Origin of the sequence: Agrobacterium sp. 10MFCol1.1 (assembly GCF_000381165.1) — a bacterium.
In the GTDB taxonomy this organism is placed as follows: Bacteria; Pseudomonadota; Alphaproteobacteria; order Rhizobiales; family Rhizobiaceae; genus Agrobacterium; species Agrobacterium tumefaciens.
The window spans coordinates 84,420-104,402 of the sequence record NZ_KB906078.1; the positions used below are offsets into that span (position 1 = coordinate 84,420).

Genomic DNA, 19,983 nt, shown 5'->3' on the forward strand with positions numbered 1-19,983 from the left:
CGCAGGTTGGAACGATGAACATTTTTGCCGATTTCGATACCAGGATCAAAAACGCGCTCGAGACTCTCGATCTCGTGAAAGAGAACCGCGAAAAGGTCGATTTCAGTCGAATTACGGTCGAATCCCCGCGCGATCTAAGCCATGGCGATGTCGCAACCAATGCCGCTATGGTGTTGGCGAAGCCGCTCGGCACCAATCCCCGGGCGCTGGCCGAACTCATCGTGCCAGCCCTTCAGGCCGATGGCGATGTCGATAGCGTCAACGTCGCCGGTCCCGGCTTCATCAATCTCAAGGTCTCTGTCGGTTACTGGCAGCGTCTTCTTGCCGATATGATCGGGCAGGGCATCGATTTCGGCCGCTCGAAGATCGGCACGGGTCAGAAGATCAACGTCGAATATGTCTCCGCCAACCCCACCGGTCCTATGCATGTCGGCCATTGCCGTGGTGCTGTCGTGGGTGACACGCTGGCGAACCTGCTCGCCTTTGCCGGTTATGGCGTGACCAAGGAATATTACATCAACGACGCCGGCTCGCAGATCGACGTGCTCGCGCGTTCGGTCTTCCTGCGTTACCGCGAGGCGCTTGGCGAAGATATCGGCGCCATTCCGTCGGGCTTCTACCCCGGTGACTATCTCGTTCCAGTCGGCCAGGCGCTGGCGGATGAATATGGCATCAAGCTGCGAGCCATGCCCGAGGAAAAGTGGCTGCCTATCGTCAAGGACAAGGCGATCGCCGCAATGATGGTGATGATCCGTGAGGATCTGGAGACGCTGAACGTCAAGCACGACGTGTTCTTCTCGGAGCGCACGCTGCATGAGGGCAATGGCGGACCCATTCTCTCGGCCATCAATGATCTCACCTTCAAGGGCCACGTCTACAAGGGCACCCTGCCGCCGCCGAAGGGCGAATTGCCGGAAGACTGGGAAGACCGCGAGCAGACGCTGTTCCGGTCCACCGAGGTGGGCGACGACATGGACCGCGCGCTGATGAAGTCGGACGGTTCCTACACCTATTTCGCCGCCGACGTCGCCTATTTCAAGAACAAGTTCGATCGCGGTTTTTCCGAGATGATCTATGTGCTCGGCGCCGACCACGGCGGCTATGTGAAGCGGCTTGAAGCGGTTGCGCGCGCCGTCTCGGAAGGCAAGTCGAAGCTGACGGTTCTTCTGTGCCAGCTCGTGAAGCTGTATCGCGATGGCGAGCCGGTGAAGATGTCGAAACGCTCAGGCGATTTCGTCACGCTGCGCGATGTGGTGGACGAAGTAGGTCGCGATCCCGTGCGATTCATGATGCTCTATCGGAAGAATTCCGAGCCGCTGGACTTCGATTTTGCGAAAGTGACCGAACAATCGAAGGATAATCCGGTCTTTTACGTGCAATATGCGCATGCCCGTTGCATGTCCATCTTCCGCCAGGCGCAGGAAGCGTTTCCGGGTCTTGCGCTCTCGCAGGACGACATGTCGTCTTCCGTTGCTTTGATTAGCGATATCAACGAGTTGCAGCTGGTTGCAAAGCTTGCTGAGTACCCGCGCCTGATCGAATCCGCAGCCCTTGCGCACGAGCCGCACAGGCTTGCTTTTTACCTCTATGATCTCGCCAGTTCCTTCCATGGACACTGGAACAAAGGTAAAGACCATCAGGAATTACGTTTTATTAACGATAAAAACCGAGAATTGAGCATTGCCAGACTCGGGCTGGTGAATGCTGTCGCGAATGTTTTGAAGTCTGGTCTTACGCTTTTAGGAGCGGACGCGCCTGACGAGATGCGATAACATATCACCATTATTTGCTCACAATACGCTGGCAAGAGCTGCAATGCGTAGATGGTGGAACACGTAATGGTCGAAAAAAATGTCGCGTATAACCGGGACGCCCGGTCTGAAGGGTTCGCTGACAACGATCCTCTGGCAGAACTGGCGCGTATCGTTGGTTTCGATGAGCGTCCTTCGCATGCGGGTTCCGAAGCTGCGCCACGCGCCGGCTCTGCGGCAACCCGCCGCGAACCCGAATTCAATCTCGAAGACGAGTTGCTTCGAGAGTTCGAGGTTTACGATGCGCCGCATGCCGATCCGGTCGTTCTTGACCCGGCAAACGATGTGCGTGCGGGCATCCACCCCAGCGACTTCATGCAGCGCGTCGAATCGGTTTTCGCCCGGCGTGAGCCTGAGCTTGCGCCAGCGGAAGAACCCGTGTTCGAGGCAAGCCCCGCACCCGAAGTGAGCCAGGAGCCACTTCCCGAGGCCGATCAGGCCTACATTCACAATTACGTCGAGACGTCGACGCAGGACATCCGCGCGGATTTCCGTGATGATGCCGGTGCGGTTGCCGAGGTGTTCGATGTGCATTCGCGCCAGTCGCGCCCTGCCGAGCCGGTGGTTTACCAGCAGGCTGCATGGGAAGATCCGCAGGCTGTCGAGCCGGCTCAAAGCACCTGGCACGCTATGCCTGAGCTTCCGGCCGATGTTTCGAGCAATATTGCGCATTCCGATCAGAGCCATGCGCCTGAGCCGCAGGCTTTCGATCTTGCCGATGAGGTAGAGATCGCCGTCGCCGAAGCGCCTGCACCGATTTCCGTGCGTCCGCCTTCGCATGGTGGCCGTTCTTCGCTGGAATTTTCCAGCCTGCGTCTGCCGCTTGCCAATTTCGGCGCGCGCCGCGATGTTGCGGCAGGTGATCCCAAGCGGATCGAGCCGAGGGCCGAAGCGCTGCCTGCAGCCCGGATCGAGCCACAGGCCGAACCAGTTCCGGTGCCTGAGCCCGTCTTCGTTCAGGCGGAAGAAACTGCACCCACCTTTGCTCCTTCGGTTGCAGAAAAGCCGGTTGAAACAAATCTTTCGCCGATGGACGAGCTGATCTACGGCGTTGCGAAATATTCCATTCCCGGACGCGGCGAAGAGCCTGTCGTTCAGGATGCCCCCATCGCACAGGCTGCGCCGATCGTTCCGGCTGCAAGAGTGGAGCCGCCTTTGGTTGCCACGGCGCCGGTTGCCGCAGCCCCTGTAAAGGCAGCCCCGGCCGTAACAGCGCCGCCCGTTCAGGAGCCGGACTTTGGGGATTTCGCAGGTTTCAACGACGATGATTTCGAGCTTGCGCTTGATGATCTCGATCTTGACCTCGACCTGTCCGAAATCGCTGCAGCGGAAGTCGCACCTGCGCCTGTGCCGCAGCCCGTTCGCCAGCAGCCGGTCGCTCCGGTAGCGGTTGCTGCCGCCGCGCCGCAGCCGGTGCGGGAACAGCCAGCACCTCAGCCGCGCCCGGCCCCGGTTGCTGCAATTCCGGTAGCCGCGCCTCCGGTTCAGCCGCGTCCGGTCGCAGCCGCACCGCAGCCGGTTGCACCACAAACGCTTGAAAGCCTGCCTTTCGATCCCTCGCAGATCGGTGAGACGGAAGAACATCCGGAAAATATTACCGAGATGGACGTGCCGGAACTGCCGGTCGGCGTTTTCGAACCCAAGCCTGTCGCCCGTCGTCACGAAGAAGACCTCGATATCGACACCGAGCTCGCAACGCTGTTTGCCCCGGCGGTTGCCGGTGGTCTCGACCGTCACAAACATGCGGAAAACCGGGCTGCTGCCCCGCAGGCGCGTCCTCAGGCACAGGGTCCGGAGGAGGTCGACGAATTTGAGCGGGCGCTGGAAGAAGATTTCCGCCGCTCCATGCAGGAGGCTGCTGCCTCGCGTGGCAATGCGCCGCGCGATGCCGAGAATACTTATGTCGACCATCAGCCGGCCTATCGCGAAGAAGAAGAACGCGGCGGTCGCCGCTGGATCATGCCGGTTGCCGCAGCAATCGGTCTGGTGCTTGTCGGTGGTGGTGTTTACGCGCTGATGTCGGGCGGTTCGTCCGGTGCGGGCTCCAATGGCGCGCCGGTCATCATTTCCGCCGATAACGACCCGATGAAGGTGGTGCCGGAAAATCCGGGTGGCCGCGTCGTGCCCAATCAGGACAAGGCGGTTTACGATCGCGTGGCCGGTGGTAGCGCTGCCGATCCGAAGCAACCGGCGCTGATCTCCAGCAACGAAAAGCCTGTCGATGTGGTCCAGCGTACGCTGATACCCGAACAGCTGCCGCTGGAAGGTGAAAACGACGCGGACATGGAAGCCACCGGAACGCCGGTTGGCGAGACTGAAGATCCGCGCCTGCTTTCTCCGGAAGAAAAGGCCAGCCAGAACGAAGGTGCCGGTGCGACGGGCGTTTCGCCGCGCAAGGTCCGCACCATGATCGTCAAGCCTGATGGTACGCTGGTTGCACAGGAAGTCGATGCGCCTGCTGCCCAGCCACCGAAGGCCGACAAGGTCGCGGAGCTTGCTGCACCGCAGGCAGCCAAGCCGGGTGAGGGCGCTCCCGCCGTCATCGCCGCTTCGCGTGTTCCGGCTGCGCCTGAACACCCGCAGGCCAATACGCCAGCCGCTTCCTCCACACCGGCGTCGCAGTCGGCTGCGCCCGTTCCTTCGGCGCGTCCGTCTGCACAGCCTTCCAATGTGGTGGCAACGGTGACCAATCAGGGCAACGTCCGTCCAGCTGCAACTGCTCCGGCCCAGCCGCAGGCTGCACAGCAGCAGACAGCAGCCGCCATGCCCGCAGCAACGAGCGCGCCGTCTTCGGGTGGTTATTACATCCAGATTGCGTCCCTGCCGAGCCAGGCGGAGGCCCAGAAGTCCTACCAGAACATGTCGGCCAAGTTCGGTTCGGTCATTTCTGGTCGGGGCGTCGACATCAAGGCCGCTGAGATCGCCGGCAAGGGCACGTTCTACCGAGTCCGCATCCCGGCAGGCGACAAGAACGAAGCCGTGGCGCTGTGCGAAAAGTTCCGCGCAGCTGGCGGCAGCTGCCTGGTGGCGCGCTGATAGCAACTGATCCGGTTGAGTGAAGATTGGGGCTGCCGTCTAAGGCAGCCCTCGCAGTGGGGAAAGGCTTTCCTCACATTCGACGTCATCCTCGGCCCCGTGCCGAGGATCTGCCAACGTTTCGCCAACCGGTCGGTTGCAGATGCTCGGGAAAGGCCCGAGCATGACGGCGGAGGGGTTGTCGACTTATCCCCGACGCCTTGCGGTATAAGGCCATTTCCCCATTCTGTGAGCGTGACATCATGACCGATTGCAAAGCTATGATCCTCGGATGCGGCGGGCTTACGCTTTCCGCTGACGAGATTGCCCTTTACCGCAATGAGCGGCCCTGGGGTTTCATCCTGTTCGGGCGCAATATCGGTGATGCGCAACAGATTACCGATCTCGTCGCCTCAATGCGCGATGCCGTCGCGCGGCCGGATGCCCCGGTTCTGATCGATCAGGAAGGCGGGCGCGTTCAGCGCATCAAGCCTCCGCTTTTGCAGGCCTATCCGAATGCCCGCATTCTTGGCGAGATATACGAGCGTGACCGCGAGGAAGGCCTGCGCGCGGCGTGGTTGATGTCGCGTCTGCATGCCTTCGATCTCATGAAATTCGGCATCAATATCGATTGCCTGCCGGTGCTCGACGTGCCGGTGGAAGGCGCCAGCAACGTCATTGGCAACCGGGCCTATGGCTACAGCCCGACCATGGTGGCGGAGATGGGGCAGGCGGCGGCTGACGGTCTCAAGGCGGGCGGCATGTTGCCTGTCATGAAACACATGCCGGGCCACGGTCGCGGCATGGTGGATTCGCACCATGAATTGCCTGTTGTCGATGTGCCGCTGGACGAGCTGGACGCCCATGATTTTGTGCCATTCCGCGCGCTGAACCGTGAATTGATGGCGATGAGCGCGCATCTGGTGTTCAACGCCGTCGATCGGGAGCGTCCGGCAACGACCTCGCCAAAGGTGATCGAGGAGATCATTCGTGGGAGAATCGGCTTTGACGGTCTGTTGATGTCCGACGACAGTTCCATGAATGCGCTGAAGGGCACGCTTGGCCAGCGTGCCGCGAATATTGTTGCGGGTGGCTGCGATATAGTCTTGCATTGCAACGGCGTGATGGGTGAAATGCTTGAGGTCGTGAAGGAGGTTCCCGTTCTTTCCGGCCGTTCGCTGGAGCGGGTGCGGGCCGTGGAAGCGGGTTTTCCCGCCGCTGATGCCTCCGACGAAGCTGAACTGAGAGCCGAATTCAACGCCATGTGGGCCGTTTCCTGACAATCGGGCGGCGGCCCGGTACTCGGGACGACAGGCCGGACGCCCGGCGGATGGAACAATGGCAGCAGACAAGTCTCGTACTTCAACGCCCATGGACAAGCTCTGGCAGGATGTGACGCCGGAGCGGCTGACGGGCGAGGCCGGGCTGGTGATCGATGTCGCGGGTTTCGAAGGCCCGCTCGATCTGCTGCTACACCTTGCCCGCACGCAGAAGGTCGATCTGTCGCGCATTTCGGTGCTGGCGCTTGCCGAGCAATATCTGCAATTCGTGGAAACAGCCCGCCGCGTGCGCATCGAGCTTGCGGCCGACTATCTGGTGATGGCGGCCTGGCTTGCCTTCCTCAAGTCCAAGCTTCTCATTCCGCAGCAGGCGAAGGATGACGGCCCCTCCGGCGAAGAAATGGCCGCGACGCTGGCCTTCCGGCTGAAACGTCTGGAGGCGATGCGGGAGGCGGCTGAACGCCTCGTCAACCGCGCCCAGCTTGGCCGCGATATCTTCGCCCGTGGCGCGCCGGAGCATATTCCGCATATCAACCGCTCGGCTTACGAGGCGAACCTCTACGATCTCCTGAGTGCGTATGCCAATCTGCGGCAAAGGCAGGCCATCACCCAGGTCACAATTGAAAAGCGGCAGGTCTGGTCGCTTGTGGAAGCCCGGGAACTCCTGAACAGTCTGCTCGGGGATGTCGGCGAGTGGACGGTGCTCGACCAATATCTGCTGCAATATGTGCCTGACCCCGCGATGCGCGTGACGGCAATCGCCAGCGCTTTCGCCGCCTCGCTGGAGCTGGTGCGCGAGGGATCGCTGCAAATCCGGCAGGAGGGCGCGTTCCAGCCCATCTATATGCGCAGGAGCGAGCGAGATGACCGCGCGCCGAATGCGGAAAGGACTGATAATGACGCATGACGACGAGACCGGCGAAGCCGCCATCGTGGCAGATGGGGCGGCGGATGTGGTTGGGGCCGAACCCGCGGTATTTTCCGAGCGTCAGCTGAAGGAAGCCGAGCGCATTGCCGAGGCACTGGTCTTTGCCTCGGCCGAGCCGGTTTCAGTTGCCTTCATTGCCGAGCGGCTGCCGCGCGGCATGGATGTCGTTGCCATACTCCACGGGCTGAAGGCCGCTTATGGCGAGCGGGGCGTCAATCTGGTGCAGGTGGGCGGGCAATGGGCGTTCCGCACGGCCGGCGATCTCTCCTTCGTCGTCCATTCTGAGGAAAAGGAACCTAAGAAGCTTTCGCGTGCGGCGCTGGAGGTTCTGGCGATTGTGGCGTATCATCAGCCGGTGACACGCGCCGAAATCGAGGAAATCCGTGGCGTGCAAACCTCACGCGGTACCCTCGATGTGCTGATGGAAGCGGGTTGGGTGCGTTTCAGGGGCCGCAGGCGCACGCCGGGCAGGCCGGTGACGATCGGCACCACGGTGGAGTTTCTCGACCATTTCGGCCTTGAGGAATTGCGGGACTTGCCGGGCCTTGAGGAACTGAAGGGTGCGGGCCTGCTTTCGGGCCGTATTCCTTCCAATTTCGGCGTGCCTTTGCCGATGATGAGCGACGAATTGCGCGAAGACGAAGACCCGATCACGCAGCTCGATCTGGAAGAGTTGGGCCTGCTTGCACCTGGTGGCGGCGATGGCGACGATTGATATCGTCTTCATGCGGATGACAAGGCACGAAAACTTTATGCCCACAGCCTGTTGAAGCAACGATTTGTTGTTTGAAAAAGCCTTTCAAACGTCTTACATCGTCTGAAAGCGAAATTCAGGAGTTTCAGTTATGGGTTCTTTTAGTGTGTGGCATTGGCTGATCGTGCTGGTGATCGTTCTCGTTCTCTTCGGACGCGGAAAGATCCCGGAACTGATGGGCGATGTCGCCAAGGGCATCAAGAGCTTCAAGAAGGGCATGGCTGACGAAGATCAGACTCCGCCGCCAGCCGATGTCAACGCGAAGACTGTTGACCACAAGGCTGACGAGATCAAGTAAGCGGCTTGAACCTGCTTGTTTTGAGACTGGCGCTAGGGTCTCGGGAGCGTTTTGATGTTTGATATCGGTTGGAGCGAGCTTCTGGTGATCGCGGTCGTTTTGATCGTGGTCGTCGGTCCCAAGGACTTGCCGCCCATGATCCGCGCCTTCGGTAAGACGATGGCCGGCCTTCGCAAGATGGCGGGGGATTTCCGCACGCAGTTCGACGAGGCCTTGAAAGAGGCAGACATGGACGATGTGCGGCAGACAATCTCCGACGTGCGCAATCTCAACCCGACGAATTCCCTGCGCGATGCTATGAACCCGCTTCGCCAGCTCGGCAACGAAATTAAGTCTGATCTCCAGAAGGCGACAGCCGCTCCCGGTGCGATGTCGTCGACAGCAGCACCTGCAACAAGTGAGCCGGTGGCTCCTCTTGTCAGCGTGCCGGAGCCCGAGATGAAGCTTCCGGATGTGGCGCCTGCCGTGGTTCCCACGCCTTCTGCATCTGGGCCGGTTACTGCGGTTGCTGCTGCGGAGGAAAAGCCGAAGCGTGCGCGTGCGAAATCTGTTGCGACCGTTGAAGCCGAAGCGGTTGCCGCCAAGCCGAAGCGCACCACCCGCAGCAAGCCTGCCGCAGCGCCTGTTGAAGAAGCTGCTGTCTTGAAGCCGACCGTGAAGGCTGTCGCCAAAAAGGTTGCTGTCAGGAAAGCGGCAGCGGAGAAGGCGGTTGCCGTTGCGGATGCCAAGCCGGCCAAACCGGCAAGAACCAAGGCTGCAAAGCCCAAAAAGGATGAAGCATGAGCGGGGACATCGAGGACAAGCCGCAGCCGCTTATCGAACATCTCATGGAGTTGCGCACGCGGCTGATCTGGTCGCTCGGCGCGTTCTTCGTCGCCTTCATCGCCTGTTTCGCCGTTGCCAAGCATCTCTTCAACCTGCTCGTCATTCCCTATAAGTGGGCGGTCATCTGGGCGGGGCTGGATGTGGCGAAATCATCGCTGATCTATACGGCGCCGCAGGAATTCTTCTTCACGCAGATCAAGGTTGCCATGTTCGGTGCCATGGTGATCTCCTTTCCGGTGATTGCCTCGCAGCTCTATAAATTCGTGGCGCCGGGCCTCTACAAGAACGAGCGCGCGGCCTTCCTGCCGTTCCTGATCGCGTCGCCGATCCTTTTCCTCATCGGCGCGGCGCTCGTCTATTTCTTCTTCACGCCCATGGTCATGTGGTTCTTCCTCGCCATGCAGCAATTGCCAGTAGATGGCGAGGTGGCGATTTCCCTGATGCCGAAGGTGTCGGAATATCTCAGCCTCATCATGACGCTGGTTTTGTCCTTCGGCCTGGTATTCCAGCTGCCTGTCGTCACCACGCTTCTGGCGCGGGTCGGGATTCTGACCAGCGACTGGCTGCGGGAAAAGCGCAAGTTCGCCATTGTCATGGCCTTCGTGGTTGCGGCCGTGCTGACGCCGCCAGACCCCATGTCCCAGATCGGTCTTGCGCTGCCTGCGATCATTCTCTACGAGATTTCCATCTACATGGCTCGACTCGTGGAGAGGAAACGTGCTGCGGAATCCAAAAGCACGGAGCTGGAAGAGACCTGACGCTTCGCCACGGTCTTCCTGCTCATCAAATTTCCTCGCGCCGGGCCTTTCGCCCGGCGTTTTGCTGATAAAACGCGAGCGACCAACAATAGTCTGGAACGACGATGCACGACATTAAATGGATACGCGAAAACCCCGAAGCCTTTGATGCAGCACTTGCACGGCGCGGCGCAGAGCCTGCCGCAAGCAGCCTGATCGCTCTCGACGAAAAGCGCCGGTCCGTCATCCAGTCCCTGCAGGACATGCAGTCGCGTCGCAATGCCGCTTCCAAGGACATCGGCGCCGCCATGGCGCAGAAGAACATGGAGCTGGCGGAAAAGCTGAAAGCGGAAGTCGCCGACATCAAGGAAAACATGCCGCGCGCCGAGGAGGAGGACCGCCAGGTCACCGCCGAGCTTAACGACGCGCTGTCGCGCTTGCCCAACATGCCTTTCGACGATGTTCCTGACGGTAAGGACGAACACGACAATGTGGTGACCCGCGTGGTCGGCCAGAAGCCCGGCTGGAACCATGAAGCAAAGGAGCACTTCGAGATTGGCGAAGCGCTCGGCTACATGGATTTCGAGCGGGCGGCCAAGCTTTCCGGCTCGCGCTTCACCGTGCTGACCAGCCAGCTGGCGCGTCTGGAACGGGCGCTCGGCCAGTTCATGATTGACCTGCACACCTCGGAACATGGCTACACGGAAGTTTCTTCGCCGCTGATGGTGCGTGATGAGGCGATGTTCGGCACCGGCCAATTGCCGAAGTTTTCCGAGGATCTGTTCAAGACTACCGATGGCCGCTGGTTGATCCCGACGGCGGAAGTGACGCTGACCAACCTGGTCTCCGGCGAAATTCTCGAGCAGGAAAAGCTGCCGCTACGCCTCACGGCACTTACGCCGTCCTTCCGTTCGGAAGCGGGCTCTGCCGGCCGCGACACACGCGGCATGCTGCGCCAGCACCAGTTCTGGAAATGCGAACTCGTCTCCATCACCGACGCGGAAAGTGCTGTTGCCGAGCATGAGCGCATGACGGCCTGCGCCGAAGAAGTGCTGAAGCGTCTTGGCCTGCATTTCCGCACCATGACGCTGTGCACCGGCGATATGGGTTTCAGCGCGCGCAAGACCTACGATCTGGAAGTGTGGTTGCCCGGCCAGAACACCTACCGCGAAATTTCGTCCTGCTCCGTCTGCGGCGATTTCCAGGCGCGGCGCATGAATGCGCGTTATCGCGGCAAGGACGACAAGGCGACGAAGTTCGTGCACACGCTGAACGGCTCCGGCACCGCCGTCGGCCGCTGCCTCATCGCGGTCCTCGAAAATTACCTGAACGACGACGGTTCCGTCACAATTCCAGACGTGCTGCTGCCCTATATGGGCGGTCTGAAGCGGATTGAGAAAGCGGCCTGAGGGAGCGCAGCGTCGTGCTATTGGAAGGAGAATCTTCCAATACGCCGACGTCATCGTCGGGCCTGTCCCGAGGATCTGCAACCTGTCGATTGATTTAGACGTGATTAGATCCTCGGGACAGGCCCGAGGATGACGTTGAGAGAACTGCACACCTCACTGCCGGTGGGGAGGATGCTCCGTCCCGGAAGATATGAAAAGCGGAGAGAGAAACATGCGGATTTTGCTGACCAATGACGACGGTATCCATGCCGAAGGGCTGGCGGTGCTGGAACGTATCGCCCGCACGCTGTCCGATGACGTCTGGATCGTGGCGCCCGAGACCGACCAAAGCGGTCTTGCTCACTCCCTTACTCTCTCCGAGCCGCTGCGGCTGCGCAAGGTTTCCGACAAGCATTTCGCGCTGCGCGGTACGCCGACCGATTGCGTCATCATGGGCATCCGTGAAGTTCTGCCGGAAAAGCCCGATCTCGTACTCTCAGGTGTCAATGCCGGTGCCAATATGGCTGACGATGTCACCTATTCCGGCACGATTGCCGGCGCCATTGAAGGTACGCTGCAAGGGGTACGCTCCTTCGCACTCAGCCAGGCTTTCAGCCATTCCGAAGGCCGCGTCGTGCCGTGGGAGGTGACCGAGACCCATGCGCCGGATCTGCTGCGCAAGCTGATGAATGTGGAATTGCCTGATGGCACCTTCCTCAATCTCAATTTCCCCAATTGCGCACCTGATGATGTGCAGGGTGTCTCCGTCACCGGGCAGGGCAAGCTCGATTTCGGCCTGACGGTAGAAGAACGCCAGGATGGCCGCGGTCTTCCTTATTACTGGCTGCGCTTTGGCGAACGCCTCGGCACCTTCCGCGAGGGCACGGATATCCACGCTTTGAAGCACGGCAAGATTTCGGTCACACCGCTAAAGCTTGACCTTACGGATTACACGGTCAAGGATCGGGTTGCGCAAGCACTTGGATTCGGAGTCGCCGATTGAAATCCGCAATGGTTGAAAAGGAAGGTTTTGCCGCTCTCGTTCTCCGCTTGCGGGGCGAGGGGATTTCCGACCTCGACCTTTTGACGGCGGTCGAACAGACGCCGCGCTCCAAATTCGTGCCGCCGCAATTCGCCGCTGATGCCTATTCCAGCCGTACAATCCCGATCGACTGCGGCGCCTTCATGGAAGGCGCTGACATGGCGGTGAAAATCCTTGCCCGCCTGCAATTGAAGCCGGGCCAGCGCGTGCTGGAAATCGGCACCGGCAGCGGTTTCATGACGGCGATCATCGCGCGCCGGGTGGAGCGGGTCTTTTCGCTGGAGCGATACAAGACGCTGGTGCAGCAGGCGCAGAACTGTCTGGACGATCTTTCCATCCGCAATGTCGTCATCCGCCAGGCGGATGGCAGCAACGGTCTGGTCGGCGAGGGCACCTTCGACCGAATCGTCGCCACCGCCGCCTTTACCACCATGCCCCGCTTTTTCGCCGAGCAGATCGTCTCCGGTGGTATGATGATCGCGCCGATCATTCTGGAAGACGGGCGCTGCGTGATGACGCGCTTCTCCAAGACCGGCAGCCGCTTCGAGAAGGAAGAGCTGTTCGAGACGCCCTATCTGCCGCTTGGCAGCCATATTGCCCGGCATTTGTGACAAAATGAAAATATCGAAGGCGATTAATTTTCGTCTTAGAATGTTCTAAATCATCACAACCAACTGATTTTCCATAATAATATTGTTCCGACATGATACATGCCGTTTTCGTCATGGTTATCGAAGTGTCAAAAAAGCGCCGAGCGGCTTAACGTTTTAACGGCGTGGTAACACTAACGCGCTTTAATCATAAACATCGACGCATGGTTTTCCCGGGATCGGGAAATGGGCCTTGCAAGAAGTGAAATTTGTGCCGGATCGACCTCGATGCGGCGGGTTGGCGTCAGTGTAGATCGAGTTATGCGTATGAGACATTCGTCTAAAATCGGAAAATCAGTCGCAAAAATGTTCGCAGCGGCATTGCTGGCAAGCGTCGCAACGGGCTGTAGCTCGGATGCAACGCGGTTCAGCGGCCTCTTTTCCAGTGGACCGGATCGGATGACGACAGCGTCAATTCCAGCCCGCCAAGGCGGCGGTGCTTATGGGCAGGCCCCGGTCCCGCAAGGCGACATGAACGGTGGTTATGCCTCTGCGGCACCCCAGGGCGGCTACGCCAATCAGAACATGGCGGCCAACTCCTATCCGTCTTCCGGCGGTTACGGCGGTGGCGTTCAGCCTTCGACGGCCCGTTCGGCTTCGGCCTCTCCGGTGCAGCGCTCCGAGCTGTCGGCTCCGCCGGCGGTAGCAAGCCGCGACCCGTCGACCCGCAACGAAGCCATGGCCCAGCCTTTCCCGTCCGCACAACGACCAGCCGCTCCGTCTCTCGCAGCACCTGCACAGCAGGCTGCCGCTCCCGTCGCCGACAATCTCACCACCGCAACCGTCCGTTCCGACAAGAACGGCTGGCATACGGATGGCGCCTCTTCGGTAACGCTGCGTCCGGGTGAAAGCATCGCGACGATCTCCAACCGCTACGGCGTTCCCGAAAAGGAACTGCTGCGGGTCAACGGTCTGAAGACCGCGGCGTCCGCGCAGGCTGGCCAGTCGATCCTTATTCCGAAATTCGGTCAGGTCCGCAATGCCGCCAAGGCTGCGGCTGGTGACATTGCGCTCAACCGCAACGGCGACGAGCCGAACCCGCTGCGTGGTCCAGACCAGAAGGTAGCCGTGCTGCCCTCGCAGAGTGTTGCCCGCGACAAGGTTTCGGCTGAAAACGGCAAGCTCACACCTCCCGGTGGCAAGCCTATGCCGCCAGCCGGTGGTTACAAGGTTCAGCCGGGCGACAGCCTGGCAAAGATCGCCCGTGAAAACGGCGTTTCGGTTGCAGCCCTCAAGGCCGCGAACGGTATTTCCACCGAAAGCATCCGTGTCGGCCAGACACTCGCCATGCCGGGTGCTTCGACCGACGCCATCAAGACAGCCTCCGTGCCCGCAAAGGAAGCGGCCAAGGCAGTGGAAACCGCATCCGCCAAGCCGGAACCCTACAAGGCTCCTGCCGCAGCTGCGACCGTACCGTCCGCTCCTGCCGCAACGGCAAGCGTCGGCGATATCGAGAAGAAGTCCGATATGGCCTCGCTCGCTCCGGAATCCACGGGCATCGGCAAATATCGCTGGCCGGTTCGTGGCGCCGTCATCAACAATTTCGGCGACAACGTCGAAGGTAGCCGCAACGATGGCATCAACATCTCCGTTCCGGAAGGCACGCCTATCAAGGCCGCCGAAAATGGTGTGGTCATCTATGCGGGCAATGGCCTTAAGCAGCTCGGCAATACGGTTCTCGTCCGCCATGACGACGGCAAGGTCACCGTCTACGGCAACGCCGCCAATCTTGACGTGCAGCGCGGCCAGAAGGTTCAGCGCGGCCAGACCATCGCCACGTCAGGCATGACTGGCAGCGCCAAACGTCCTCAGGTTCACTTTGAAGTTCGCAAGGATGCGACGCCGGTGAACCCCTCCGGTTTCCTTGAATAGGTATTGCGTCTCAAGGAATGATGAAGCCGGGCCGAACGCCCGGCTTTTTCATTTTTGGGGTAGGTCAAACGTCCTCACACATTCGACGTCATCCTCGGGCTTGACCCGAGGATCCATGGTACGGTCGGTTTGCGGGCCCTCGGGTCAAGCCCGAGGATGACGGAGGAGAGGAGGTTGCCGAAGCGGCAGTTACGCCCTCACCAGCCCAACCGTTTTTTCGATGAAGTCCGCAATCGTGGCGGTATCGTCGAGATCGAAGACGGGAAGAGTGGTGTCGGTCACCGCGTGGTCGGCGGCAATTGCGATGATGTGCGGATCGCTTCCGGCAAGCGGTTCGGTCTTGGCAGCTTCCAGTCGGCGCGCCTCGATCTTCGGCACCGGCTCGTATTTGTAACCCTCGATCAGGACGAGATCGCAAGGGGCGAGGCGGGAGAGGATTTCCTCGAAGGACGGTTCGGCTTCGCCGCGCAATTCATGCATGATGGCAAAGCGGGTGCCGGAGACGATGGTGACCTCGTGCGCGCCCGCCTGACGGTGACGCCAGCTATCGGCGCCGACCTTGTCGATATCGAAATCATGATGGGCATGCTTGATGGTCGAGACCCTATAGCCCCGGGCCGTCAGCTCGGTGACGATGCGGACCGCAAGGCCGGTCTTGCCCGAGTTTTTCCAGCCGGCAATACCGAAGACCTTTTGGCTCATCATGGTTCCATGCTCTCCAGATAGCTTAGAGCGAGCGCCAGTTCATCCGGCGTGTTGATGTTGAAGAACGGATCGAGGCTGCCCTTGGCCGTTTCCAGCGGCGGGAAGGCGATACCGATCGTGACGTGTCGTGCAAGATAGGCGCGGATGCGCCGGTTTGCATCGTTCTTCAGCCATTCCTCCAGATCGTCGGCGAGCGCCACGGGCCATAGCGCGAAAACCGGGTGCAACTGGCCGCTGGAGGCGGCGATGACGATTGCATCTTCGGCCATGTATTCGCAGAGGCGGTCGACGAGATCTTCGGGAAAGAACGGGCTGTCGGCGGGCACTGTCAGGAAGTGGCTTTTCCGGGCGTGATGGTTCTGGAAATGCCGCATGCCGGCGAGAACGCCGGCTAGCGGCCCGGCATGGCCGTTCACGGTGTCAGGCAGCAACGGCAGGCCATAGCTTTCGGCCCAGCCATTCGCGGCATTGATGGTGACATCCGACACCTGTGGCGCGATGCGGCGCACGACATGGGAAAGCAGAGGTTCGTCGCCCAGCATCGCGGTCGCCTTGTTGGTGCCCATCCGTCGCGACAGGCCACCGGCAAGCACAAGACCGGGTATTTCAAATCGCGCCGTCATTGCCGCTTTTCCTGCAGCCTTACAATATAGGTGGTGAGGAGGGCGACAAGGCCGGTCGCCAGCATCACGAGAAGAAGCGGCCAGGTTCCGTCCTCTTTGGACAGAACAGACGAGGCAAGCACGGAAAGTGCCGCACCGCCGCCGATGGTCATGGCGCCGCCAAGACCGGAGGCGGAGCCTGCCAGATGTGGTTGGACGCTGACCATGCCTGCATTGGCACTTGGCAGGGTCACACCGTTTCCGACACCAATGAGCGCAAGCGGCACGAAAAACGCATAGGGGCTTTCCGCCCCGGTAGAGATCAGCGCTATGGCTGCGACAATGCCGGCGATGGCGACGACATTGCCCGACAGCATCATGCGGGTGATGCCGATCTGGCTCGCATAACGGCCGGAGACGAAGTTGCCGAGCATGTAGCCGCTGGCCATGAAGAAGAATTGCAGGCCGAGCATGGCCGGTGCAAGGCCATAAAGCACGCTGCCGACGAAGGGTGCGCCGCCTAGAAACGAAAAGAACATGCCCGACGAGAAGGTCGAGGTCAGCGCATATCCCCAGAAGAGCGGCGAGCGCAGAAGTTCCGGCCAGGCGTGGAACTGCTGCGAGAAGCTTGCCGATCTGTTGTGATTGGTTTCGCCGAGATCAAACCAGGCGAGCACCAGAATGCCGACCCCGAGCAGGGCAAGAAGCGCAAAGCTGGCCTGCCAGCCGGAGATATCGTTGAGCAGACCGCCAACCGTTGGGCCGACCATCGGCACCACCGACATGCCCATGGTCACATAGCCGATCATCGAAGCGGCCTGTTCCATAGGGACCATGTCGCGCACGATGGCGCGCGCCAGCACGAAACCGGAAACGACGGCCGCTTGCGCCACACGCCCGAACATGAAGACGGTGATATCTGGCGCCAGCATGCAGACGAGCGTGGCGACGATCATCATCCCGATGCTGGCAAGCATGACGGGTCGGCGTCCGAAGAGATCGGATAGCGGGCCGATGAGGAGTTGCAGGCAGGCGGTGGCGGCAAGATAGCCGGACACGGCAAATTGCATCACGGCGTAATCGGTCTCGAAATGGAGCGCCATCGCGGCAAGCGAGGGCAGGAACAGGTTCATGCAAAGCGCCGCGACGCCGGCGATAACGACGAGCGTGATGATGTGGGGCGGGGTGGTGCGATCCAGAAAGCGGGCGTTTTTCATGTCATTCTCCCGCTTTTTCCGTAAAGGCAGCTTTCGTTACGGACGCTGGCCGCACGGTGGTCGCGGCAGTGGGCGTGGCGGCGGAGCGCTTGGCCATCTGCGAGCGCTTGCGCAGGCTTTCACGGTAGAAGGTGTAGAGGCCCGAGCCGATGACGATCATGGCGCCGACGATCGTGAAACTGTCGATCTTTTCGTTGAAGAAGAACACGCCGATCATGAAGCCCCAGAGCAGGCTGGTGTAACGGAACGGCGCGACGAAGGAGATTTCGCCGGTTCGCATTGCCAGAATAATTGCCTGGTAACCGACCAGCACCAGAACGGCAGAACCGGCCAGATGCGACAGGATCATGAAGTTCATGGGCTGCCAGCCGCCGAAGGGCTGGATCAGCAGGCCACCCACCGCCATGTTGACGGAGGCGGTAACGAAGGTGACGGCAAGCGAGGGGACATCCGCATACATCTTGCGGGTTAAAAGATCACGCGCGGCGGTGACCGCCAGCGAGGCGACGACCAGCAGAGCGCCTGAGGTGAAGCCTTCCGGGCCGGGCCGGATGATGACGAGCACGCCAATGAAGCCGACGATGATCGCCGCCCAGCGCCGCCAGCCGACGGGCTCGCGCAGGAACAGTGCGGCACCCAGCGTGACGATCAGCGGCAGGGACTGCAATATGGCCGAGGCGTTGGAAAATTCTATGAGTCCAAGCGCCGTCAGATAGAGAACGGCGGCTGTCACTTCGCAGAGACAGCGCAGGATGATGATGGGGCGCATCAGGCTTTTCAGCGGCCGGAGCGCGCCGAAGTGCCGGGCGGCGATATAAATCAGCACCACCGTCATGATGCCGCGCACGAACATGATCTGGCCGGTATTGATGTAGGGGGTGACGGATTTCGTCAGGGCGTCGTTGGCCGTAAAGCTTGCCATGGCGAGCGCCATCAGAAGGGCGCCGCGCGTATTGTCCGTCAATGCCATTTCATACTGTCCCAGACCATGCGCAGCCTAACCCCAAATTCCTCTCAGGGGTCGCCCGCCGGGCGGGACCGCGCATTCCTCCATGCCAAGAGACCTGACACGGCCAAGCCGGCATTTCAACCGCTTAAATGGGTGGGTGGACGAGAAACAGGTTCAGCCGCCGGTCACACTCATATGGCGGGCGACAGCGGGGCGCTTGTGGGTGCGGTCAATGATGAAATCATGCCCTTTCGGCTTACGCAGAATGGCCTCGTCTATGGCGCCCGAGAGATAGGCGTCGCTGTCGGAAGCGCGCAGCGCCGTGCGTAGGTCGGCGGCATCGTCCTGCCCGAGACACATATAGAGCGTACCGGTGCAGGTGAGGCGGACGCGGTTGCAGCTTTCGCAGAAATTATGGGTCATGGGTGTGATGAAACCGAGCCTGCCACCGGTTTCCTTCACCGTCACGTAGCGGGCAGGGCCGCCGGTCTGGTAGTCGTTGTCAACAAGCGTGAAGCTTTGTTCCAGATCGGCGCGCAGCCTGGAAAGCGGCAGGTAGCGATCGGTGCGATCTTCCTCGATCTCGCCCATCGGCATGGTCTCGATGACAGTCAGGTCCATACCGCGACCATGGGCGAAACGCATCAGCTCGGGAATTTCAGTCTCGTTGAAGTCCTTCAGCGCGACGGCATTGAGCTTGATCTTGATGCCGGCGGCCTGCGCGGCATCCAGCCCTTCCATCACACGGTCGATATCGCCCCAGCGGGTGATCTCGCGGAATTTCTGCGGGTCCAGCGTATCGAGCGAGACGTTGATGCGCCGCACGCCGCAATCGGCGAGTTCAGCGGCGAATTTCGCAAGCTGCGAACCGTTGGTGGTCAGCGTCAGCTCATCCAGCGCGCCGGTGCCAATATGGCGGCCGAGGTTCCTCACCAGCATCATGATGTTCTTGCGCACCAGCGGCTCGCCGCCGGTCAACCTCAGCTTGCGCACGCCCCGTTGAATGAAGACGGAACAGAGCCGGTCGAGTTCCTCCAGCGTCAGAAGGTCCTTCTTCGGCAGGAAGGTCATGTGTTCGGACATGCAGTAGGTACAGCGGAAATCGCAGCGGTCTGTCACGGAAACGCGCAGATAGGTTATGGACCGACCGAAAGGGTCCACCATCGGTGCTTTGTTTTCCGTCAGGGACTGCGCTCTTTCGAGCGATCCGGGGAAACTGTTCACGTCTCCGTCCTCACTGCGCGATGCGCCGGGCACAAGATTGCCGGGCATGTGCTTTACAGGTGATGTAGTGACTTGCCTATCGCGAGGCAAGTCCGTAATTCTGACGCATAAGACGAGCTTGCGGAAGTGAAAAATGAGTGATGCCTGGCCGACTGAACTGCTTGTGTCGAAAGACCGGCGGCAACTGACCGTTTCCTTCGATGATGGAAGCGTCTATCGGCTTGGCGCCGAGATGCTGCGCGTGCTTTCACCCTCCGCGGAAGTGCAGGGCCACGGGCCGGGCCAGAAGGTCACTGTTCCCGGCAAGCGCAACGTGACGATCCGCTCCATGATGGCGACGGGCAATTATGCCGTGCGCATCGTCTTCGACGACGGCCATGACAGCGGCATCTTTACCTGGAGATATCTGAAGGAACTGGGAGAGACCGGCGACGCATCGTTTGCCGATTATGAGCGACAGCTCGCCGAAAAGGGCTTGAGCAGGGAACCGCTATCCCGGTAGGCGGGCGCAAGGCCTGCGAATACTCCCCACCCTCATTCCTGTGACAAGCACGGGAATGAGGGGAGAAGGGCAGCGGCATCTGAAGCCCGCATGCCTTATGGACAAATAACCCGTTGAATCTGCGCATCGTCCATCTGTAAAATCATTTTCGATTTTCATACTGATGCGCTAGGAAGTGAGGGAG

At 60.5% G+C, this 19,983-nt stretch carries 18 protein-coding genes; 13 read left to right on the top strand and 5 right to left on the bottom strand.

The window, feature by feature from the left end:
* Positions 1-14: 14 nt before the first annotated feature.
* The 12 genes from argS (at position 15) to F617_RS0117535 (ending at position 14,600) form a co-directional block, all read left to right on the top strand.
* The gene (gene argS / locus F617_RS0117480) at positions 15-1,772 is read left to right on the top strand and encodes an arginine--tRNA ligase (RefSeq protein WP_003515610.1); all 1,758 of its coding nucleotides are present in this window, start codon (positions 15-17) and stop codon (positions 1,770-1,772) included.
* Between the two features lie 66 nt (positions 1,773-1,838).
* Positions 1,839-4,847, top strand: a complete 3,009-nt coding sequence (locus tag F617_RS0117485) for an SPOR domain-containing protein (RefSeq protein ID WP_019566154.1) — start codon at positions 1,839-1,841, stop codon at positions 4,845-4,847.
* A 242-nt stretch (positions 4,848-5,089) separates the two neighbouring features.
* Positions 5,090-6,106: a beta-N-acetylhexosaminidase gene (gene nagZ, locus F617_RS0117490; protein WP_026330914.1), complete on the top strand. Its 1,017-nt coding sequence runs from the start codon at positions 5,090-5,092 to the stop codon at positions 6,104-6,106.
* Positions 6,107-6,164: 58 nt separating this feature from the next.
* Positions 6,165-7,013 carry a ScpA family protein gene (locus F617_RS0117495; protein WP_025593638.1) on the top strand — a complete coding sequence of 283 codons (849 nt, stop codon included), beginning with the start codon at positions 6,165-6,167 and terminating at the stop codon, positions 7,011-7,013.
* Positions 7,003-7,749: an SMC-Scp complex subunit ScpB gene (gene scpB / locus F617_RS0117500; RefSeq protein ID WP_019566157.1), complete on the top strand. Its 747-nt coding sequence runs from the start codon at positions 7,003-7,005 to the stop codon at positions 7,747-7,749. The genes F617_RS0117495 and scpB overlap by 11 nt, the downstream gene beginning before the upstream one ends.
* 130 nt (positions 7,750-7,879) lie before the next feature.
* Positions 7,880-8,086 carry a twin-arginine translocase TatA/TatE family subunit gene (locus tag F617_RS0117505; protein ID WP_003515599.1) on the top strand — a complete coding sequence of 69 codons (207 nt, stop codon included), beginning with the start codon at positions 7,880-7,882 and terminating at the stop codon, positions 8,084-8,086.
* A gap of 54 nt (positions 8,087-8,140) precedes the next feature.
* Complete coding sequence (gene tatB, locus F617_RS0117510; RefSeq protein WP_019566158.1) at positions 8,141-8,869, top strand: Sec-independent protein translocase protein TatB; 729 nt, start codon at positions 8,141-8,143, stop codon at positions 8,867-8,869.
* Positions 8,866-9,669 carry a twin-arginine translocase subunit TatC gene (gene tatC / locus F617_RS0117515; protein WP_003515595.1) on the top strand — a complete coding sequence of 268 codons (804 nt, stop codon included), beginning with the start codon at positions 8,866-8,868 and terminating at the stop codon, positions 9,667-9,669. Before tatB ends, tatC begins: the two co-directional genes overlap by 4 nt.
* A gap of 104 nt (positions 9,670-9,773) precedes the next feature.
* On the top strand, positions 9,774-11,057 hold the full coding sequence (gene serS, locus F617_RS0117520; RefSeq protein WP_019566159.1) for a serine--tRNA ligase: 1,284 nt from the start codon (positions 9,774-9,776) through the stop codon (positions 11,055-11,057).
* A gap of 211 nt (positions 11,058-11,268) precedes the next feature.
* Positions 11,269-12,039 (top strand): 5'/3'-nucleotidase SurE, encoded by a 771-nt coding sequence (surE, locus tag F617_RS0117525; RefSeq protein WP_003515592.1) that lies wholly within the window; start codon positions 11,269-11,271, stop codon positions 12,037-12,039.
* A gap of 8 nt (positions 12,040-12,047) precedes the next feature.
* Entirely contained in the window at positions 12,048-12,689 is a 642-nt protein-coding gene (locus F617_RS0117530; RefSeq protein ID WP_019566160.1) for a protein-L-isoaspartate(D-aspartate) O-methyltransferase, read from the top strand.
* A 345-nt stretch (positions 12,690-13,034) separates the two neighbouring features.
* On the top strand, positions 13,035-14,600 hold the full coding sequence (locus tag F617_RS0117535; RefSeq protein ID WP_019566161.1) for a LysM peptidoglycan-binding domain-containing M23 family metallopeptidase: 1,566 nt from the start codon (positions 13,035-13,037) through the stop codon (positions 14,598-14,600).
* Between the two features lie 189 nt (positions 14,601-14,789).
* Here the strand turns inward: F617_RS0117535 and mobB are convergent, their stop codons facing one another.
* The 5 genes from mobB to moaA all read right to left on the bottom strand — a co-directional run bounded on the left by mobB (position 14,790) and on the right by moaA (position 19,345).
* The gene (gene mobB, locus F617_RS0117540) at positions 14,790-15,305 is read right to left on the bottom strand and encodes a molybdopterin-guanine dinucleotide biosynthesis protein B (protein ID WP_019566162.1); all 516 of its coding nucleotides are present in this window, start codon (positions 15,303-15,305) and stop codon (positions 14,790-14,792) included.
* Complete coding sequence (gene mobA, locus F617_RS0117545) at positions 15,302-15,928, bottom strand: molybdenum cofactor guanylyltransferase MobA (RefSeq protein WP_019566163.1); 627 nt, start codon at positions 15,926-15,928, stop codon at positions 15,302-15,304. Before mobA ends, mobB begins: the two co-directional genes overlap by 4 nt.
* A complete protein-coding gene (locus F617_RS0117550) occupies positions 15,925-17,124 on the bottom strand; it encodes a multidrug effflux MFS transporter (RefSeq protein ID WP_019566164.1) in 1,200 nt (399 codons plus the stop codon). The genes mobA and F617_RS0117550 overlap by 4 nt, the downstream gene beginning before the upstream one ends.
* A 1-nt stretch (position 17,125) precedes the next feature.
* Positions 17,126-18,094 (bottom strand): DMT family transporter, encoded by a 969-nt coding sequence (locus F617_RS0117555; protein ID WP_019566165.1) that lies wholly within the window; start codon positions 18,092-18,094, stop codon positions 17,126-17,128.
* A gap of 153 nt (positions 18,095-18,247) precedes the next feature.
* The gene (gene moaA, locus F617_RS0117560) at positions 18,248-19,345 is read right to left on the bottom strand and encodes a GTP 3',8-cyclase MoaA (protein ID WP_019566166.1); all 1,098 of its coding nucleotides are present in this window, start codon (positions 19,343-19,345) and stop codon (positions 18,248-18,250) included.
* Between the two features lie 85 nt (positions 19,346-19,430).
* Here moaA and F617_RS0117565 point away from each other — a divergent pair, with 85 nt between their 5' ends.
* The gene (locus F617_RS0117565; protein WP_003515573.1) at positions 19,431-19,799 is read left to right on the top strand and encodes a gamma-butyrobetaine hydroxylase-like domain-containing protein; all 369 of its coding nucleotides are present in this window, start codon (positions 19,431-19,433) and stop codon (positions 19,797-19,799) included.
* Positions 19,800-19,983: the final 184 nt, after the last annotated feature.

Bases quoted from the DNA above. Each gene is read 5' to 3' on its own strand.
- F617_RS0117495 (WP_025593638.1), top strand. From the start codon at position 6,165: ATGGCAGCAGACAAGTCTCGTACTTCAACGCCCATGGACAAGCTCTGG.
- tatB (WP_019566158.1), top strand. From the start codon at position 8,141: ATGTTTGATATCGGTTGGAGCGAGCTTCTGGTGATCGCGGTCGTTTTG.
- F617_RS0117555 (WP_019566165.1), bottom strand. From the start codon at position 18,094: ATGGCATTGACGGACAATACGCGCGGCGCCCTTCTGATGGCGCTCGCC.
- argS (WP_003515610.1), top strand. From the start codon at position 15: ATGAACATTTTTGCCGATTTCGATACCAGGATCAAAAACGCGCTCGAG.
- F617_RS0117505 (WP_003515599.1), top strand. From the start codon at position 7,880: ATGGGTTCTTTTAGTGTGTGGCATTGGCTGATCGTGCTGGTGATCGTT.
- scpB (WP_019566157.1), top strand. From the start codon at position 7,003: ATGACGCATGACGACGAGACCGGCGAAGCCGCCATCGTGGCAGATGGG.
- F617_RS0117535 (WP_019566161.1), top strand. From the start codon at position 13,035: ATGTTCGCAGCGGCATTGCTGGCAAGCGTCGCAACGGGCTGTAGCTCG.
- F617_RS0117485 (WP_019566154.1), top strand. From the start codon at position 1,839: ATGGTCGAAAAAAATGTCGCGTATAACCGGGACGCCCGGTCTGAAGGG.
- F617_RS0117530 (WP_019566160.1), top strand. From the start codon at position 12,048: ATGGTTGAAAAGGAAGGTTTTGCCGCTCTCGTTCTCCGCTTGCGGGGC.
- F617_RS0117550 (WP_019566164.1), bottom strand. From the start codon at position 17,124: ATGAAAAACGCCCGCTTTCTGGATCGCACCACCCCGCCCCACATCATC.
- nagZ (WP_026330914.1), top strand. From the start codon at position 5,090: ATGACCGATTGCAAAGCTATGATCCTCGGATGCGGCGGGCTTACGCTT.
- serS (WP_019566159.1), top strand. From the start codon at position 9,774: ATGCACGACATTAAATGGATACGCGAAAACCCCGAAGCCTTTGATGCA.
- surE (WP_003515592.1), top strand. From the start codon at position 11,269: ATGCGGATTTTGCTGACCAATGACGACGGTATCCATGCCGAAGGGCTG.
- mobA (WP_019566163.1), bottom strand. From the start codon at position 15,928: ATGACGGCGCGATTTGAAATACCCGGTCTTGTGCTTGCCGGTGGCCTG.
- F617_RS0117565 (WP_003515573.1), top strand. From the start codon at position 19,431: ATGAGTGATGCCTGGCCGACTGAACTGCTTGTGTCGAAAGACCGGCGG.
- tatC (WP_003515595.1), top strand. From the start codon at position 8,866: ATGAGCGGGGACATCGAGGACAAGCCGCAGCCGCTTATCGAACATCTC.
- mobB (WP_019566162.1), bottom strand. From the start codon at position 15,305: ATGATGAGCCAAAAGGTCTTCGGTATTGCCGGCTGGAAAAACTCGGGC.
- moaA (WP_019566166.1), bottom strand. From the start codon at position 19,345: ATGCCCGGCAATCTTGTGCCCGGCGCATCGCGCAGTGAGGACGGAGAC.